Genomic DNA, 16,543 nt, shown 5'->3' on the forward strand with positions numbered 1-16,543 from the left:
TATGATAAGTAGAGAAATGGGTGGTTTTTTTGAATTAGAATTAAGTATAGGTAATGAATACCACATAAATGCTATACATTTAAATAGTGCTAGGTATTGCTTACAGTACATTTTAAAGACAGGGCGGTATAAAAAAATATATATACCCTATTATATATGCGATAGTGTACTAAAACCTATAAATGAGGAGAAGGTTAATTATAAATATTATCATATAAATGATAAATTTGAGCCTATTTTTAATAATAAATTATCTTATGAAGAATGCTTATTGTATGTAAATTACTTTGGAATGAATTCTCAAAATGTATATAAGGTTAAAGAAAAATTTAAAAATGTAATAATTGATAATACTCAAGCATTTTTTGAAATGCCTTTAAATGATACAGATACAATTTATTCAACAAGAAAGTTTTTTGGAGTTTCTGATGGCGGGTATTTATATACAAATAAACTATTAGATAAAAAGTTTGAAGAGGAAACTTCATATAATAGATATGAATATTTACTAAAAAGAATTGACATGACAGCAAGTGAAAGTTATGAATTATTTAAAAAAAATGAAGAGTATTTAAGTAAATGTGGAATGAAAAAGATGTCTAGACTAACATGCGCTATTTTATCTAGTGTTAACTATGATAAATGTAAGTCTTTAAGAAATGAAAACTTTTTGTATTTACATGAAAATTTGAAGAATCGTAATGAATTAAAGATAGATATAAGTAACATAAACGGTCCTATGTTTTATCCATTATTAATAAATGATAATAATTTAAGAAATAAGCTAATAAAAAATAAGATTTATGTAGCAACTTATTGGAATGAAATTAAGGAGAAGATAACTAGTGAAAAGTTTGAATATTATTTAACTGAAAAAATGATACCAATTCCTATTGATCAGAGATATAACATAGAAGATATGAAATTTATTATTAAAAATTTAATTTAGTAGGTGAGTAAATTGAAAAAAAAGGTTTTGGTTTTTCCATGTGGATCTGTGACTGCGGTAGATATCAACTTTGCACTTAGAAATTGCTTGAGAGTAGAACTTTATGGCGCATCTAGTATAGATGATCATGGTGAATATGTATATAAAAATTATATAGGGGGAGTTCCTAATATATCTGATTGTGATTTTATTGAAAAATTCAATCGAATTTTGATAAATAAAGCAATAGATTTTATTATTCCTACACATGATACAGTGGCATTATATTTAAAAGAAAATGAAAAAAAAATATTTTCCACAGTTATTTGTGCAGATTTAGAAACTACAAAAATATGTAGATATAAATCACTAACTTATAAACTTTTTTCTGAGTATGATTTTACGCCTAACATTTATACTAATTTAACAAATGTTAATCAATATCCGGTTTTTTTAAAACCAGATGATGGACAAGGTGGAAAAGGTGCATTTATAACTCATAATGAAGAAGAAACAAAATTCTATATGGAAAGAAATAATAAAATGATAATCTGTGAATATTTACCTGGAGATGAAATTACAATTGATTGTTTCACTGATAAAAATTTAAATTTGAGAGTTGTATGTGAAAGAACAAGAGAAAGAACTTTCGGAGGTATAAGTGTAAAAGCAAATATCGTAAAATTAGAAGAAGAAGTTAAAAATATATCACAAATCATAAATAGTAAATTAAAATTTAGAGGATATTGGTATTTTCAGTTAAAAAAAAATTCAAATAATAAATATAAATTAATGGAAATATCAACAAGGATGGCAGGTACATCATGTATAAGTAGAAACCTAGATATTAATTTTCCATTGCTCTCCATACTGGATTTTAATAATGAAGATATAGATATATTACCTAATAACTATAATATTGAAGTTGATAGAACGCTAATTAATAGATATAAAATCGATATAAATTATGAAAGGGTATATTTAGATTTTGATGATACATTAGTATTTGATAAAAAAATATATAATCAATATATGTTTTTTTATTTATATCAGTGTCTAAACAATAATAAAGAAATTATATTGATTACTAAACATAATGTGGATATTATAAATACATTAAATAGGCTAAAAATTCCAGAAAGCTTATTTAATAAAATTATAAAAATAGATGCAAGTGAGTATAAATATGAGTATATGGATAATAGTATTCAAAGTATATTTATAGATAATTCTTTTAAAGAAAGAAAAATGGTGAAAGAAAAATTATGCATGCCTACCTTTGATACTGGAAATATAGAATGCTTGATAGATTGGAGAGGTTAAAAAGAATAAACCCAATGTCGAAGGCGCTCTAGGGACTATTTCTATTTGAATTATTAGCGCACTTCGACATCAAAAGTTTTTTCTATATTTAACTTATAAAGATATTAAACACTTAATTGATTGAGCATAACAGTAATATATCTCTTTTTTTATCTCCCTTAATTCTTTTAATTCAGCATCATCTTTTGGTATATAATTTTGCAACTCTTTAATTTTTCTTATATAGAAATGGAACCATCTTTTAATAAGGTTTAGATATTCCTCTTTGCTCTTTATAAAATCTTTATCTAGGTATGAGTCAGTTAGAAAATAATAGCAATCTATGGCACCAAGAAGATGAACTATTGGATTTTGAGTATTCTGTGTACCGTGCAGTCTAAAACTACTCAAAGGTTCCGCAATATATATTGCATTTCCTTTAAGTAAAAGCTTAAACCATATAGCCATATCAACATAACTTATTGCTCCTCTTCCTTTATAACTAAAAATATCCCCCTCAATATCAGCTTTTTTAAACATTGCAGTAGTAGGTTCCCCAACTATATTTGCCATAGTATGCAGCATAAATGATCCTAAGCTTTCACCAGTTATCTTCGTGGTTCTTGGCAAAAATTTTTTTGGAATATATACCAGTTCGTCATTAATATTTATACGGTTTCTATAGGAAGTAACTAATGTCACATCATTGTTGTTCATAAAATAGTTCACCATAATTTCTATTTTATTTGGATAAAATACATCATCATGAAATAAATAATTAATATATTCTCCATTACTTAACTCGAAACATTTTTGACCATTTAAAATACCTCTTTGACCTAAGGGACCACCATTATTATAGTACTTTATATTTTTATGATTCACCATATAACGGTTAACCATCTTTTCAACTTTATCATTAGAACTATCATCACATATGATTATTTCTATATTAGCATAGCTTTGATTTAATGCACTGATTAAGGCTTTTTCTAAATATTGTGTCTGATTATACGTAGGAATTAGAATACTTACCAAGGGCAAATTTTCTTTCATGAAATTTCCTCCACAATTTGTTATTTAAAGAAATTTATACAAATAGATTCAATATATCATATGAAACAAATTTAATTTAGTGATTATTGTTAATAAAACTGCAATTATCTAACATTTAATATGAACACCTATGAATTATTAATAATAATATATATTAAATTAATATTTTTATAAGAAGGTGAATGATTTGCAAGATAATGATTCAATAATCAATATAAATTTGCCATTATACGAGAAATTCTTTATTGCTGATATAGTTTCTGTATATCCAGATTCAGATAATTTTAATGACAACGATTGTCCTCCATGCAGGTTTACTAATCCTGAAGGGGGTGGAAACTCATCTCCAAGTTCAATAACAATTGAGGAAATTCTGGATAATAAAGACATGCAAGTAGAATTAGACTGTCAAGGAAGAACATTGACCATAAGAGTTATTTATCCAAATAGGAATAAAGAAAATTTTCATTTGGATTTATTACTTTGATCAATATTTTATTTGTAAAAACACTAGGTACATTAAATCTAGTGTTTTATTTTGTTAAGAAAATGCTTGCTAAAGGCGAAGTTATGATTAATATAAGTTTAAAGAAATAGTTGTAATAGGTAGGATAAATAAAATTCTAGGTTGCCCACCTATTACTTTTTTAATGTATAGAATACATAATATTACACAAAGTATTTGCTTAGCACAGTAATATCTCCAAACCTTCTCCATCATAAACTTCAAATTCTTTTATTGATCTCATTATTTCTTTTTTAGCAAGTTCAATATATCCATAGCTATAATATAGTTTTCCAAGATTAAGTAGTACAAATTTATTATTTATTAAATTTAGTAAGTTTACGGCTATCTCAAGTTCATTAAATTTATTGTTTATGAGCAGTATTTCACAAATTTCTAAAATAATAGCAAGGTATTCCTGGTCATTTTCTTCTTCAGATAAAACAGAAGTGGGCTCTTTTGTAAATAAGTTTAACAACTGTGAGTGAACTTTATATTGTTTTTTATTATACTTATATAAATCATCCTCTTTAAAATTACTTAATAAAGCTAGTGCATTATCATAATTATTAGTTAATATGCTACTTATAACCTTGTACATGGAAAAATATAAATAACTAGAACTACTTTCATCTATATTATTCATTTTAATGCATTCATTAAAATCGCCAGACATTACAAGACAATTAGCTTTAAGTAACATTAGGTCTTCTGGAATAATTCCAGCAAGTTCACATTTTTCTACGTACTCCAATGCTGTTTTATAAAAGCCTTCGGTGTAAAATAAATTTGCAATAATGATATTGGCTTTGGGATAATCAGAAAAGAACTCTTCTATTATTTTTTTGAAATCATCGAAAGGTGTATTTTTATTCTTTAATATATGACCAATAGAATATAGTGGATTAATGAAATCAGGATTTGATTTCATTGCTTCAATATAATAATTGTATGCAGCATCATAATCCTTAAGTTTCAAATATGCATTACCTAATTCATAATATGCTTTGAAACTTCCTACTCCATATAAACACTTTAATTCAGAAGGTGCTTCTCCGAGTTCTATGCATTTCTCCAGAGACTTTATCTGAAGTGTAGGCATGTTCATATCTTTTAAAATAAGAGCTTTTAAAAAATATAGGTCAGTAAACTTAGGGTAGTTCTCAAGACCAATATTTATATATTTAAAAGCTGTATCGTAATCTTTTATATTATAATTTAAGAAAACTATCCTGAATATTAGCAAAAAACTATATCCATTATGAGGTTCGAATTTTTCATAGGATTTATAATAATGCTCCAAAGCTGTTTTTACGTCATCCATAGCTGCGTATTCAGTGCCTAGATTGAAGTGTGCAAAATAATTATCTGGATCTTTTTTTATTTGCTGCTTTAACAGTGTTATATTTCTAGTTCTCTTATCCTTAGAATCTATGCTTTTATTCATATACCCAAAATGGTGAATTTTTATAAGTGTGTAAATTGCATTATATTTATTTTCTGAATATATTAGCTGATTATGAATTTCTCCATCATAGTGAGTTCCCTGGTTATTTTTATATAGTCTTGGATTTAGATTTATAGTAATTGAATTATCATCAATGATACTTCCATAATAGTTTAAGGTTTCAAAATAATAAATTGCATTTTCATCCAACTGCCTAGTTAACAAATCTCTTAAATTTTCTTGATCCTCAGGATATAATTCATCATCTCCGTCCAAAATCAATATCCAATCTTTATTAGCATATTTTAATGATTCATTTCTAGCATCGCTAAAGTTATTATTCCACTTAAAATAGTGAACATTAGCTCCAAAGCTTTTAGCGATATCTATAGTTCTGTCCGTGGAACCTGTGTCAACTATAATAATTTCATCAACAATATCCTTGATGCTGCTAAGGCATCTAGGCAAGTAGGTTTCTTCATTCTTAACAATCATACATAAACTTACTTCATTTTTCATTTATTATCCTCCAATTTAAAACAATGAAATACTTCCATATATATTATGTAGAATTTAATTAACAGTTCTTAATTCATTTTCGAGATTTTGAGATATTTGAAATTACGGCTCATAATTTGTTGACAATCTCTGCTATTTATAAAAGTAAAGTGACATATACATATTATAAGGTACATTCTATGTACAAATTCATATAATATAACAGGATTTATAATCCTAAAAAATAAATTTGTGGAGATGGATTTTATATGGCTTCAGCGCTTAATTTTGATACACCTAAATCTTGTACACCTCGTCCTGTTGATGTTACGGGAACTGTTGCAGCAGCAAGTCTTGCTTATTTGACAATTAGACTTAACGTTACGAATGGTTCTACGGCAACTAGAAACCGCTCATATTACAGAGTAATAACCTATGATAATACAGGCAGTGGCACAAGACAAGTAGTTAATACTGCTTATACTTTATCAATTGTGCCAAAGCTTTTAGGATCAGATACTATTGGGTCTATAGCAGCAGCTTGGTCATACACCCCTAACGTTTAATATTAACTATTTTAAAATCCATGGAGCCATAATTGGCTCCATGATCTAAGTTTAAGAACAATGGAGGTGTTTTTAGATAATGGATAACCGGATCCAGCAAGAATACTGTTATTTTCATATAAAAGTGGTTTTTAGTGATGAGTGCGGAGGAGCTTCTATAAGACAAGTTAGAGTTATAGGAACAGTAGCAGAAGATTCACTATATGATGCTGTAGTAAATATTGGTGTACAAAGAGCCAGCAGTGGTCATACGGATAATTATTACGTTGTTGATGAATATAATAACTTGTTAAGCGGTATCCCTCTTTATATAGACAAAATCTATAATATGGCTATTATTCCAAAGAAAACCACCGGTGATGTTGAAACAACGAATTTTTATGGTTCTTATAAAGTATAGAGTATTATATTTTAGTAAAGTTAGTTATTTAAAACTGCTAAGTGAAAGGGGAAATAATTTAGTGGAAAATATAATTAATATAAGTCTCAATACTAAGGAAAGTGATGAAAAAACCATTGCTTTTTTTGTGAAGCAGGGATTAGATAGCTTTTTAGAAGATATTATTGACGGATTGTCAGGTGAATATTTAACTAAAAAGATAATTGTAACAGATTTCAAACAAATTGATGAAGAGATGGAATTGGCTGATATATGTTGGTTTGAGTGGTGTGATGAACTAATATCCTATGGAAGTAGAATTAATCTAGCTAAAGAAAAGATAATTATATGTAGAATACACAGTTATGAAGCTTTTACAGATTATCCAGCTGATGTTGATTGGGAAAATGTGGATAAAATTATATTTGTGGCAGAACATATTAAAAATTTTGTTATTGAAAACTTTAGCATAGATGAAGAAAAGGAAATAGTAATTCCTAACGGTATTGATGACAATAAATGGACATTTGCTGAGAGAAGACCAGGATTTAATATTGCTTACGTAGGTTATGTAAATTATAAAAAAGGGCCCATGTTATTATTACATGCTTTTAAAAGTATTTATGATAGAAATAACCAATATAAATTATATATTGCTGGTAAGTTTCAAGATCAAAGAGATGTTTTGTATTTCAATCAAATGATAAAAGAATTTGGATTAGAAGATAATATAATTTATGAGGGCTGGCAGGATAATCTGGATAAATGGCTAGAAGATAAAAATTATATACTATGTACCAGTATCTTAGAATCGCAAAACATGAGTGTTATGCAAGCTATGGTAAAGGGGATAAAACCCATAATTCATAATTTTGTTGGTGCAAAAAACATATATCCTAAGTCTTTAATTTGGAACACAATAAATGAAGCTGCTGATATGATAACTGATAATGAATATAATTCAAAAGAATATTACTCATTTGTTTTGAATGGTTTTGAACTTCATCAGCAAATAGAAAAATTAAAGTCAGTATTTACAAATCTACTCCAAACTAAAAAAGCTACCATGATTGAGCGACCATTAGTTACTATAGGAATTACAAATTATAATGGTAAACAATATTTATCAAAATGTGTAGAATCTTTTATAAATCAAACTTATAAGAATATAGAAATTTTACTTATTGATGATTGTTCAACGGATGGTTCTGAAGAAATAATCAAAGATTATGAGGAAAAACATAAAAATATAAATGCAATATATCATAGTGTGAACTCAGGCGGAGCATCAAAAGGAATTCAAGAAATTATTAATAATGCAAAAGGGAAATATTTTCAGTGGATTGCTTGTGATGATTTTCCTGAAAGAGATGCTATTTATAAATTTGTAGACTATTTAGAGAAAAACCCTAGTAAGGACTATGTATATAGTAACCTTAATATAGTAAATCAGGATAATATAAAAGTTAACCAATGGAAATACCAGGTTTGCTCACAAAATGAAATTGTGGAGCATATTTTCAAGTCTGCCTCCGGTGTAATACCTATGAATTGTCTATATAGATTAAGCTTTTTTAAAAAAAATAAGATAAGTTGGATAATATACAGAGATAACGATTTTTCCGCAGATACATTAAATTCACTACAGTTTATAAAATATAATTGGAATTATGGAAAAATTCATGGCGCAGTTATAAATTATAGAATTCATTCAAACAATCTATCACATAACCTACAAAAAAGAATAAATTCAGCTGTTTCAATTTTTGATTATATAATTAAAAATTTTAAAGAAGAAGTGTATGCTTCAGAAATTCAATGGAATGGATTCGAAAATAGAGACCAATTAAAAAATTATGTGATAGCACAATTTTATTATGATCAAATTGAAAATCATGTAAATATGAATGCAATACCTGATTATGTAAAAGGCAATGTCACCAAGGAGGAATTAATGAAGTATTGCTTTGTGTTTGCAAAAGAGGGAATGAAGTATATTGATGAAGGCTTAGAGCGGGGAATAACTTTTTCAAGTGAACTTTTTAAACTAAAAAAATTATATGCGAAGTATATGGAAGAAGTTAAAGACTTAGGAGTGATTTAGCTATGAAAGTAATGACAATTCTAGGGACTAGACCAGAAATAATAAGACTATCATTAATTATAAAAAAATTAGACAAGAATTGTGATCACGTTTTAGTTCATACAGGTCAAAACTATTCTTCACTGTTAAATGATATATTCTTTCAGGAACTTGACATAAGAAAACCTGATTACTATTTACAAGTACCTGGGGATAGTTTTGGAATACAAGTGGGGAAATTATTACAACTTACAGAAGAAATTATATTAAGTGAAAAACCAGATAAAATACTAATACTGGGGGATACAAATAGTGGGTTATCTGCAATTATCGCTGAGAGACTTAGCATACCAGTATTTCATATGGAAGCAGGTAACAGATGTTTTGATTTAAAAGTTCCTGAGGAGAAAAATCGAAGAATAATAGATGCAATTTCAACTTATGCAATGCCTTATACTGCAGGAAGTAGAGAAAATCTTTTAAAAGATGGCATATTAAAAAACAAAATATTCGTATCAGGTAACCCAATATTTGAAGTACTTAGATATTATGATGAAAATATTGAAAAAAGCAATATTTTAAGGGACTTAAATTTAGAAAAAGGTAGATATATATTGGCCACCATTCATAGAGCGGAAAATGTGGATGTGAAAGAACGCTTAGAAATAATACTTAAGGCTATTGATTCGGTGCAAAAAGAATTTAATTGTAAAATAATCTTTAGTGTTCATCCAAGAACTAAAAGCAAAATAGATGAATTCGGTTTTCTAAATGCAAATAAAAATATAATTTATAGTGAACCTTTTGGTTTTTTTGATTTTGTAAAGCTTGAAAAAAATGGGGCCATTGTGCTAACAGATAGTGGCACGGTCCAAGAAGAGTGCTGCATATTCCAAGTTCCTACAATTACAATTAGAGATTCAACTGAAAGACCAGAAACGGTTGAATGTGGAAGTAATGTGGTTTCTGGTGTTAACTACCAGAAGATTATTATGTGTTCAAGGCTTATGGCAAAGGCAAATAAATGCTGGAGCTATCCAGATGGGTATATTGACAATAATGTTTCTAGTAAAGTTGTAAATTTTTTATTATCAAATTAGGGGTGAGGGCATGTGAAAAAAGTTTTAGTGCTAGGTGCAACAGGTATGGCCGGGCATATGATTAGCAGTTATTTTAAAACTCTATCAGAAAAATATGTAGTGTATGATATATGCCATACTGTTAAATTAGAAGAAAATTCTATAATACTAGATATACATGATTTAAACTTATTAAACACAATTATTGTAGAACTTAATCCGGATATCATAATCAATTCTATTGGAATCCTTAATAAAAATGCTGAAGATGACCCTTCTAATACTATATTTATTAATTCTTATTTACCAAGATACTTAGAAGAAGGATTTAAAAATACTAATATTAAACTTATTCACCTAAGTACAGATTGTGTTTTTTCAGGTGACGCAGGCAATTACAGCGAAATTTCTGTGCCAGATGGAAAAGATCTGTATGCGAAAACGAAAATACTGGGTGAAATAAATAATAATAAAGACCTAACAGTTCGCACTTCAATAATAGGACCGGAACTAAAGCATAAAGGTACAGGATTACTACATTGGTTTATGAAACAAAACGCAACTGTTATAGGATATTCCAAAGTTATATGGTCAGGAGTTACTACACTGGAGCTAGGAAAGTGTCTGGACCTTATGATAGAAAATGACTTAAGTGGATTATATAATCTGACTTCAAAAGCTTCAATTAGTAAATATGAGTTATTAAAAATTGTTAATTCTGTATTTGACAAAAACATACTAATTGAAAGTTTTGGACAAATTGAAAATGATAAATCTCTCATTAGTATCAGAAAAGATTTTTCTGTAGAATTGCCTGCTTATACAGAAATGGTTAGTGAGTTAAAAGATTGGATGCTAAAAAACAGGCAGATATATTCCCAATATTTTTTGTAAGTAGTTATAACATGCATATCAGAGCGAATATAAAAAGTGAAGCTTCGTATTTTCACAATACTAATGGGGGTACTGCATATGTTTGAAGACAAATCTATTTTAATCACCGGGGGTACAGGTTCCTGGGGAAATGAGCTCACAACTCAACTTTTAGAAATGAATCCTAAGCAAATAATTATATATTCAAGAAGTGAATTAAACCAAGTTAATATGCAGCGTAAATTTAATAATCCTAAGTTAAAATTTATTATAGGTGATATAAGGGATTATGAATCAATAAAACAAGCTACAAAAAATGTACAGTATATTTTTCATTTGGCGGCCTTAAAGCATGTACCTATTTGTGAGGAGCAGCCCTACGAGGCAATCAAAACCAATATTACAGGTGTTAAAAACCTTATTAAAGCAGCAATTGAAAATAACGCTATCAAAGTAATTGATGTTTCTACAGATAAGGCTGTTGAGCCAATAAACGTTTATGGAATGACAAAAGCTATTGGAGAAAAATTAATAATTCATGCGAGTACAATAACCGAAAACACCAAGTTTGTTTGCATTCGGGCAGGAAATGTATTGGGAACCAATGGAAGCGTTGTGCCATATTTCATAGACCAAGTAAAGAGATTTAATGAAATTACAATTACGGATACTGAAATGACAAGGTATTTCTTAACTTTAAAACAGGCAATACAGTTAATATTTAAAGCAATTAAGAGTAGTATAGGCGGGGAAACCTTTGTAATGAAAATGCCTGGTTATAAAATAGTAGATATAGCTAAAATCATACAAGATGAATTTGGAGATGAACATTGTAGCGTAAAAATAATAGGTAAAAGACCCGGTGAAAAGTTGCAAGAAGTATTAATATCAAGGTATGAAGCTGAAAATGCATATATTTATGATAAGGACTATTTTGTAATTCTACCTCAAATAAATATAGAGGGTTTAAAAGAATATTATAAAAAATTAAATTTGAAATCTCTAAATAAAAGTGAATATTCATCTAATGATTATGTATTAGGATACAATGAAGCTAAGGAAATGCTTATTAAAGGCGGATTTATTGACAATAAGGAAATTAATATAAATTTATAGAAACAGCAATTATGGTGGTGAAATTTAATGAAAGTAGTAATACTTTGTGGTGGCAAGGGAACACGTATGCGCGAAGAGACAGAATATCGACCTAAGCCTTTAGTTAATATTGGTGGTAAACCGATTCTGTGGCACATAATGAAAATATATTCAAGCTATGGATTTAATGATTTTATTTTATGTGTTGGGTACAAAGGAGAAATGATAAAGCAGTATTTTATGGATATGTACTGGAGAAATAATGATTTTACACTGCATTTCAATGGTGATAGAAAATTAGAATATCATACACAAGAAGATGAAAATTGGAATGTTACGATTGTTGATACAGGAATTGAAACTATGACGGGTGGAAGGCTAAAACAAGTAGAAAAATATATAGATGATGAGGAATTTATGCTTACTTATGGAGATGGATTAAGCAACGTAAATATCTTAGAGCTTTTAGAATTTCATAGAAAAAAAGGTAGGATTGGAACACTTACAGGGGTAAATCCTATTTCGACTTTTGGATTTATGGAGGTTGAAGATGGAATTATTGTGGACTTTAAAGAAAAGCCTATTTTAAAAGACATGATTAATGGGGGGTTTATGGTATTAAATAAGGAAGTGTTTAAATATTTGCCAAGTGAAGATTGTTTTTTTGAACAAGAACCTATAAAAAATCTTGCGAAAAATAAACAGCTTGCGGTTTATGAGCATAACGGCTTCTGGGTGGCTATAGATACTTTCAAGGATGTTGAAGCTGTAAATAAATTATGGGATAAAGGGGAACATTTATGGAGCGCAGCAGATTAGATTTGTTTAATGGCTTTTACAAAGGTAAAAGAATATTAATTACTGGACATACAGGATTTAAGGGTTCCTGGCTTTCAATTTGGTTAAATGAATTAGGAGCTGTGGTTGTTGGCTATGGCTTAGATCCATATACAGAAAACGATAACTTTATTGTAACTGGATTAAAGGATAAAGTAATAGATACAAGGGGAGATATAAGGGATTGTAAAAAGTTACAAGGAGTATTTACAAAATATAAACCAGAAATAGTATTTCATCTTGCAGCTCAATCAATTGTAAGACGTTCTTATGAAATTCCAAAAGAAACCTACGAAGTAAATGTTATGGGGACACTAAACCTACTCGAGTGTATTAGAAATTCAGATTCTGCTAAGGTCGGGGTAATGATTACAACAGATAAATGTTATGAAAATAAAGAACAAATTTGTCCATATAGGGAACTTGATCCTATGGGAGGGTACGACCCATATAGCTCCAGTAAAGGTTGTGCAGAAATTCTTATTGCATCTTATAGAAATTCATTTTTAAGCCCAAAGGATTATGATAAGCACGGCACGTCAATAGCATCTGTTCGGGCAGGAAATGTTATTGGTGGAGGTGATTGGTCAAGGGATAGAATAGTCCCCGATTGCATAAAAAAGCTTATAGAAAATAAAGATATCGAAATAAGAAATCCTAATGCAGTTAGGCCATGGCAATATGTGCTTGAACCATTAAGAGGGTATTTGATTCTTGCTTCTCAAATGTATAATGATGGTATAAACTTCTGTAGTGGTTGGAATTTTGGTCCGAATAATGATTCTATAGTTTCTGTAAAGAATGTTGTAGATATAATTATTAATAAGTGGGGAAAAGGAAAATGGATAGATTTATCTAATAATAGTGCAGTGCATGAGGCAAATTTATTGAGTTTGGATTGCACTAAAGCAAGAGTTCGATTAGGTTGGGAACCAAAATTAAATATAGATAGAGCAATAGAATATACAGTAGATTGGTATAAAAATTACAAGAATAGAAATGTTTATGATTTCTGTAGAAAACAAATTCTGGAATATACATCTATTTCTTAGTTTAAGAGAATTTATACTAGAAAATAACTACTAGTTATATAAGAATTTTTGGAATGCTCTATAGCGAAAGGGGTTAATTATCATGAAAGCAAGTGATTATATAGTTGAATTTTTGATATCAAAGGGAATTACTGATGTGTTTGGCTATCCAGGTGGAGTGATATGCCATTTGATGGACTCTTTTAATAAATATAAGGATAAAATTTGCGCCCATACTAACTATCATGAACAAGCAGCTGCCTTTGCTGCATGTGGATACGCACAGACTTCTTTAAAACCTGGAGTAGCATATGCTACTAGTGGCCCTGGCGCTACAAACTTAATTACTGGTATTTGCAATGCATATTTTGATTCCATTCCTACTATTTTTATTACAGGACAAGTAGATACTTATGCAGCTAAAGGAAGTTTAAATGTTAGACAAAGGGGATTTCAAGAAACAGACATTATTTCTATGGTAAAGAGTGTTACCAAATACTGTGTTCGTGTAGAATCGCAAGATAAATTACAAGAGTATTTGGAAAAAGCATATTACCATGCGACCACAGGAAGACAAGGGCCAGTTTTGCTCGATATCCCAGCGGATATACAAAGGTCGGAAATAGATATAAAAATAGAGGAAAGTTTTTCAATAAAATCAACTGAACTGAAAAATCGTCAAGAGAAAGTAAAAATTATCATTGATGCACTAAAAAAAGCAGAAAGACCATGTTTTTTGATTGGTTCAGGTATAAAACAAAGTGGTATGTTAAAAGAATTTAAAACATTAGTGAAGTATGTAAGCGTGCCAGTTGTAACAAGCATGTTAGCTTTTGATGTCTTGGCATGCGACCATTCTTTAAATTACGGATTTGCGGGTGCGAATGGCCATCGCTATGCAAATTTAATTCTGGCTAAAAGTGATTTGGTTATTACATTTGGTACGAGATTGGACTTAAAGCAAGTTGGTGGAATAAGAGAGGAATTTGTGGCCAATGCAAAATTAATGCGAATTGACATAGATTCAGATGAGATTAGCTATAAAGTCAGGAAAGATGAGATTCAAATTTTAGCAGATTTAAAACAATTAATTCCAGAACTATTAAACAGCTTAAAGGGAATTGAGCTTAATTATACTGAGTGGATATCTGTGTGCAATATTATTAAAAATGAATTAAGAGATATGGACAATGCCAAGTACCACGATTTCATTTATGCAATAAGTAATAAAATTCCGGATAATACAGTGATCACTGCAGATGTTGGTCATCAACAAGTATGGGTGGCACAAGCTTTTAAGGTAAAAGAAAAACAGTCTGTCTATTTTTCGGGAGGACACGGGTCTATGGGCTATTCACTGCCTGCAGCTATTGGAGCATACTATGGCACTGGGAGACCGGTTATTAGTATTAATGGAGATGGAGGAGTGCAAATGAATATTCAAGAATTGCAATTTGTACGAAGAGAAAATCTTCCTATAACTATAGTTGTTATTAATAATTTTGCATTAGGAATGATTAGGTATTTTCAAGAGATGAATTTTAATGGTAATTATACTCAAACAACTGCTGATTCTGGCTATACAGTACCGAATTTTGAGGCAATAACCAAAGCTTATGGTTTAGCCTATTATAAAGTGAAGGAATTAGAAGATATTGAGCAGATTGATTTTAATAGTATGGAACCTTCACTAATAGAAGTTCAATTACCAATGAATACTTATTTGCATCCTAAGTTTGCATTTAATAAACCCAATCAAGATCAAGAACCAGCTATAGATAGAAAATTATATGAGTATTTAATGGTACTTTAGTTTTAGATATTGAAGAAAGGATGGAAATAAAATGGGCAAAATAATGATTTTAGATTGCACATTAAGAGACGGTGGTTATATTAACAACTGGCAATTTGGAAAAGATGAAATATCAGATATTCAAAAAAAATTGGTTTCCACAGGAGTTGATATTGTTGAAATAGGTTTTCTGAAAAATGAGATATACAATTCAGATAGAACGGTATTTTCAACTGAAAAACAGATTGAAGCTATTATTACTCCAAAAGGAAAAAATGTTTTATATGCGGCTATGGTAGAAGTTATAAATCCACTACCAATAGAATATCTATCACAAAGAACAGATACATCAATTGATATCATTAGGGTTATTGTTTGGAAGCGCTTACTAAAAGAGGGTTTCGAATATTGTAAGGCAATTATTGAAAAAGGTTATAAATTGTGTGTTCAACCAGCGCGAGTTGACCAGTATTCCCAGCAAGAATTTGTTGAGCTGGTTGAGTTATTTAACCAGCTAAGTCCTATGGCAGTGTATGTTGTTGACAGTTGGGGAACGCAGGATAAAGAAGGTATTTTAAGATATATTGATTTAGCTGACAAACACTTAAAAAAGGATATCGCATTGGGATTTCATGGTCATAATAATCTACAACAGGCCTTTTGCTGTGCTGAAGCTTTTGTAGAGTTAGGCTTAAGCAGAGATATTATAATTGATGGAAGTATTTATGGAATAGGACGTGGTGCAGGAAATCTCAATTTAGAAATATTTGCTAGGTACTTAAATATAAAATTCGATAAAAAATATGATATAGCACCAATGCTTAAAATTTATTCTGATTATATAGAAAAAATTTATAAGCAGCGTCCCTGGGGATATTCCCTTCCAAGTTATCTCACGGCATGTTCTAATTGTAACCCTGAATATGCAAGTTATTACGACTTTGAAAAGAAATTATCCCTTAAGGCCATTGCTGATATAATAAGTAAATTAAATGATAGGGATAAGATAATATTTACAAGTGGTACGGCAGATAGTTATATAGAAAGATATTTAGAAACAAGAAAATGAATA

15 protein-coding genes are annotated in these 16,543 nt (G+C 29.3%); 13 read left to right on the forward strand and 2 right to left on the reverse strand.

Annotation, left to right across the window (positions count from 1 at the left end):
- Position 1: 1 nt before the first annotated feature.
- Positions 2-949, forward strand: a complete 948-nt coding sequence (locus tag ACREV6_RS11840) for a hypothetical protein (RefSeq protein ID WP_431578214.1) — start codon at positions 2-4, stop codon at positions 947-949.
- Between the two features lie 12 nt (positions 950-961).
- Positions 962-2,251 (forward strand): ATP-grasp domain-containing protein, encoded by a 1,290-nt coding sequence (locus ACREV6_RS11845; RefSeq protein ID WP_431578215.1) that lies wholly within the window; start codon positions 962-964, stop codon positions 2,249-2,251.
- A gap of 93 nt (positions 2,252-2,344) precedes the next feature.
- On the opposite strand, the gene ACREV6_RS11850 is transcribed toward ACREV6_RS11845, so the two are convergent.
- Complete coding sequence (locus tag ACREV6_RS11850) at positions 2,345-3,286, reverse strand: glycosyltransferase family 2 protein (RefSeq protein WP_431578216.1); 942 nt, start codon at positions 3,284-3,286, stop codon at positions 2,345-2,347.
- A gap of 187 nt (positions 3,287-3,473) precedes the next feature.
- Between ACREV6_RS11850 and ACREV6_RS11855 the strand changes: the two genes are divergently transcribed.
- Positions 3,474-3,773, forward strand: a complete 300-nt coding sequence (locus ACREV6_RS11855) for a hypothetical protein (RefSeq protein WP_431578217.1) — start codon at positions 3,474-3,476, stop codon at positions 3,771-3,773.
- A gap of 199 nt (positions 3,774-3,972) precedes the next feature.
- Here the strand turns inward: ACREV6_RS11855 and ACREV6_RS11860 are convergent, their stop codons facing one another.
- A complete protein-coding gene (locus ACREV6_RS11860; RefSeq protein WP_431578218.1) occupies positions 3,973-5,757 on the reverse strand; it encodes a tetratricopeptide repeat-containing glycosyltransferase family 2 protein in 1,785 nt (594 codons plus the stop codon).
- 248 nt (positions 5,758-6,005) lie between these two features.
- Between ACREV6_RS11860 and ACREV6_RS11865 the strand changes: the two genes are divergently transcribed.
- The 10 genes from ACREV6_RS11865 to ACREV6_RS11910 all read left to right on the forward strand — a co-directional run bounded on the left by ACREV6_RS11865 (position 6,006) and on the right by ACREV6_RS11910 (position 16,540).
- On the forward strand, positions 6,006-6,302 hold the full coding sequence (locus tag ACREV6_RS11865; RefSeq protein WP_431578219.1) for a hypothetical protein: 297 nt from the start codon (positions 6,006-6,008) through the stop codon (positions 6,300-6,302).
- A gap of 79 nt (positions 6,303-6,381) precedes the next feature.
- Complete coding sequence (locus ACREV6_RS11870; RefSeq protein ID WP_431578220.1) at positions 6,382-6,702, forward strand: hypothetical protein; 321 nt, start codon at positions 6,382-6,384, stop codon at positions 6,700-6,702.
- Positions 6,703-6,763: 61 nt separating this feature from the next.
- Positions 6,764-8,785, forward strand: coding sequence for a glycosyltransferase (locus tag ACREV6_RS11875; RefSeq protein ID WP_431578221.1), 2,022 nt, complete (start codon positions 6,764-6,766; stop codon positions 8,783-8,785).
- A gap of 2 nt (positions 8,786-8,787) precedes the next feature.
- Complete coding sequence (gene wecB / locus ACREV6_RS11880; RefSeq protein ID WP_431578222.1) at positions 8,788-9,864, forward strand: non-hydrolyzing UDP-N-acetylglucosamine 2-epimerase; 1,077 nt, start codon at positions 8,788-8,790, stop codon at positions 9,862-9,864.
- A gap of 12 nt (positions 9,865-9,876) precedes the next feature.
- Positions 9,877-10,737 carry a dTDP-4-dehydrorhamnose reductase family protein gene (locus ACREV6_RS11885; protein WP_431578223.1) on the forward strand — a complete coding sequence of 287 codons (861 nt, stop codon included), beginning with the start codon at positions 9,877-9,879 and terminating at the stop codon, positions 10,735-10,737.
- A 78-nt stretch (positions 10,738-10,815) separates the two neighbouring features.
- Entirely contained in the window at positions 10,816-11,832 is a 1,017-nt protein-coding gene (locus ACREV6_RS11890; protein ID WP_431578224.1) for an SDR family NAD(P)-dependent oxidoreductase, read from the forward strand.
- A 27-nt stretch (positions 11,833-11,859) separates the two neighbouring features.
- Positions 11,860-12,630 carry a glucose-1-phosphate cytidylyltransferase gene (gene rfbF, locus ACREV6_RS11895; RefSeq protein WP_431578225.1) on the forward strand — a complete coding sequence of 257 codons (771 nt, stop codon included), beginning with the start codon at positions 11,860-11,862 and terminating at the stop codon, positions 12,628-12,630.
- A complete protein-coding gene (gene rfbG, locus ACREV6_RS11900; protein ID WP_431578226.1) occupies positions 12,612-13,700 on the forward strand; it encodes a CDP-glucose 4,6-dehydratase in 1,089 nt (362 codons plus the stop codon). The genes rfbF and rfbG overlap by 19 nt, the downstream gene beginning before the upstream one ends.
- An 82-nt stretch (positions 13,701-13,782) precedes the next feature.
- Positions 13,783-15,492: a thiamine pyrophosphate-binding protein gene (locus tag ACREV6_RS11905; RefSeq protein WP_431578227.1), complete on the forward strand. Its 1,710-nt coding sequence runs from the start codon at positions 13,783-13,785 to the stop codon at positions 15,490-15,492.
- 31 nt (positions 15,493-15,523) lie between these two features.
- A complete protein-coding gene (locus ACREV6_RS11910) occupies positions 15,524-16,540 on the forward strand; it encodes an aldolase catalytic domain-containing protein (protein ID WP_431578228.1) in 1,017 nt (338 codons plus the stop codon).
- Positions 16,541-16,543: the final 3 nt, after the last annotated feature.

This window comes from Clostridium sp. (assembly GCF_050717515.1).
Classification (GTDB): Bacteria; Bacillota; Clostridia; order Clostridiales; family Clostridiaceae; genus Clostridium_AD.

Coding starts and splice junctions, on each gene's coding strand:
- ACREV6_RS11840 (WP_431578214.1), top strand. CDS start 2: ATGATAAGTAGAGAAATGGGTGGTTTTTTTGAATTAGAATTAAGTATA.
- ACREV6_RS11850 (WP_431578216.1), bottom strand. CDS start 3,286: ATGAAAGAAAATTTGCCCTTGGTAAGTATTCTAATTCCTACGTATAAT.
- ACREV6_RS11860 (WP_431578218.1), bottom strand. CDS start 5,757: ATGAAAAATGAAGTAAGTTTATGTATGATTGTTAAGAATGAAGAAACC.
- ACREV6_RS11865 (WP_431578219.1), top strand. CDS start 6,006: ATGGCTTCAGCGCTTAATTTTGATACACCTAAATCTTGTACACCTCGT.
- ACREV6_RS11870 (WP_431578220.1), top strand. CDS start 6,382: ATGGATAACCGGATCCAGCAAGAATACTGTTATTTTCATATAAAAGTG.
- wecB (WP_431578222.1), top strand. CDS start 8,788: ATGAAAGTAATGACAATTCTAGGGACTAGACCAGAAATAATAAGACTA.
- ACREV6_RS11890 (WP_431578224.1), top strand. CDS start 10,816: ATGTTTGAAGACAAATCTATTTTAATCACCGGGGGTACAGGTTCCTGG.
- rfbF (WP_431578225.1), top strand. CDS start 11,860: ATGAAAGTAGTAATACTTTGTGGTGGCAAGGGAACACGTATGCGCGAA.
- rfbG (WP_431578226.1), top strand. CDS start 12,612: ATGGAGCGCAGCAGATTAGATTTGTTTAATGGCTTTTACAAAGGTAAA.
- ACREV6_RS11905 (WP_431578227.1), top strand. CDS start 13,783: ATGAAAGCAAGTGATTATATAGTTGAATTTTTGATATCAAAGGGAATT.
- ACREV6_RS11910 (WP_431578228.1), top strand. CDS start 15,524: ATGGGCAAAATAATGATTTTAGATTGCACATTAAGAGACGGTGGTTAT.